The organism is Streptococcus sp. 1449 (assembly GCF_013276805.1).
GTDB classification, from domain to species: Bacteria; Bacillota; Bacilli; order Lactobacillales; family Streptococcaceae; genus Streptococcus; species Streptococcus pseudopneumoniae.
In genome coordinates this window covers 1-1984 of record NZ_VMLS01000079.1, presented here as the reverse complement: position 1 = coordinate 1984, position 1984 = coordinate 1, and the positions used below count along the sequence as shown (strand labels likewise).

Genomic DNA, 1984 nt, shown 5'->3' with positions numbered 1-1984 from the left:
AAGTTTGAAAAGACTGTATAATCCCATCTTTGACAGTTTTTCGAAATCAAAGAGCCCCTAAATACTGATATGACAGCTTTTCGGAGCTCTTTTTCTCTTTTTAAAAAATGCGTACTTTTTATCTAGATTTGGTTTTCTTAAAAATTTTTTTCATATTTTTTTCGCTTATAATCTCAAAATCAGTTTGGAAACCAAATGCTTGGTGGAGTTGATCCGTGATAGTTGTTCTGGTGTAAGTTGGAAGATATCCTGCTCCATAAAGATGTTTGAACTTGTAATTGCGTAAGGTTTGGATGAGTTCTGAACAGGTGACTGTTTCTCCTAGTTGTTTTTCCAAGAGACGATAAATCATTAGTGCTAGGAAACAAATAGTGAAATGTGCTTGAATCCTATCTGAACGGCTGAGATAAACGGGTCTGGCTCGTAGTTCCTGCTTCATGATACGAAAACTCTCTTCAATTTCCCACCGCCTTTGATTGATGACTACAATTGTCTGGATATCTTCATCTAGATTAGTGGCTACGGCGTAGAGACCATCATATTGAGCCTCTTCTTGAATACGTTCCTCATCAAGAGTTAGAATCCTTTTCTCGGCGATTTCCCCTTCTTTGGTAGTACTTGTTTCTTTCAGAAATCTCTTAAAATCGGTTTGTCTCTTCTTGGTAGCTTGGCTGGGCTTGCCCAGTAACTTACTAGCCCGTTCAATCTGTCTCTCTCGTATCGTTCGATGATAGTCTTGATATTTAGTAGAAAAGGTCACAATCAAGCGTTGATTTGGTAAATCTTCATCATAAAAAGGAGATTCTTTAAAGAAGAGCTGTTTTTTTAATTCCTCTCTGTGCTCTAGCTCATCCAGATTGTAAAAGATAGGATTCTTATCCCCAACCATTCGCCAACCACTTTTATCCAAAGCCCAGTCTCTGTATTCTTTCTTTAACTTCTTGATAGATTGAGTTGTGACATAGGAACGTTCCCCAAAAGAATTGTACATCTTATTGGCTTTTGATGAGAGTCCAGCATCTGTACAGACTACAAATTTTGAAGCCTTGTACTCCTTGACAATCTTTCTTTCTAATGGTTTAAGAGTAGTTTGTTCATTTGTATTTCCAGGGTGGATACAGAAAGCTAGGGGAATTCCTTGTTTGTCCATAAAGAGTCCCATCTCCACAATTGGATTTGGGCGATGTTCTTTAGATGGACCGTATTGTCTCAGAAGTCCTTCCTCATCTTCAGCTTCAATTTCAAAATAGAAGTTAGTACAGTCATAGTAGAGAACTTCTGTCTGTCGTTGGGTCATCTTTTTTGAAGTTTGATAGGTTTGTTCTTGTATAAACTCTGTTTCATTAGAAATAACTTCAAGAGCCCGATAAAAATGTTGGAGTTCAAATTCTTTAGGTTCGAGTAATGTTTTTGAAAATTCTAGGGTGGATCGTTTTGAAGCAGGAGCTAGAATCCGTCCATAAATCAATCGAGATAGGATATCATCTAGAGAGAAATTAAAACGATGTCGTTTTTGGATTTCTTTGTTAATTCTAGGCAAATCTAGTTGATGATAGAGGTCTTGTAGGAAGAGATAGCCTCCATGATATTCGTTCAATTGATTTTGTTTTAACTGTTTGTTCTGACTAAAGGTAATGAGGAAATCTTTATTTTCTTCTTTTTCTTTCTCAGTTAATTCCTTGGCACGTAAACGAGCCCACTCAAGAGGTTCCATATCAGGATGTTCTTTTAAGAGTGTGTTATGATTGCCTAAGTTTTCTACGATAGTAGAAGTCCGTTTATTTCCAACCTTGATGTCTTTAATAATAGCGTAGTTGATAGTGTTTTTTGACTTTGATTGTTTCACTCTCATCTTTTTATACCTCGCTCTATTATAACAAAGTACGGAAAAGTACGCAAATAAAAAACGGTGAAATTTGACAAGAAAATCCCCTTATATCAACCTTTATGAGGAGTTTTTCACTTCACAACTGTCAAAGTCCCG

The 1984-nt window shown here is 36.5% G+C and carries 1 protein-coding gene; it reads right to left on the bottom strand.

Features of this window, described 5'->3' with window-relative positions; all coding sequences use genetic code 11:
- Positions 1-118: 118 nt before the first annotated feature.
- On the bottom strand, positions 119-1852 hold the full coding sequence (locus tag HT687_RS10650) for an IS1634 family transposase (RefSeq protein WP_016399281.1): 1734 nt from the start codon (positions 1850-1852) through the stop codon (positions 119-121).
- Positions 1853-1984 lie beyond the last annotated feature (132 nt).

What these genes read in the sequence shown, in the direction of transcription:
- HT687_RS10650 (WP_016399281.1), bottom strand. Translation starts at nt 1,852, where the DNA reads ATGAGAGTGAAACAATCAAAGTCAAAAAACACTATCAACTACGCTATT.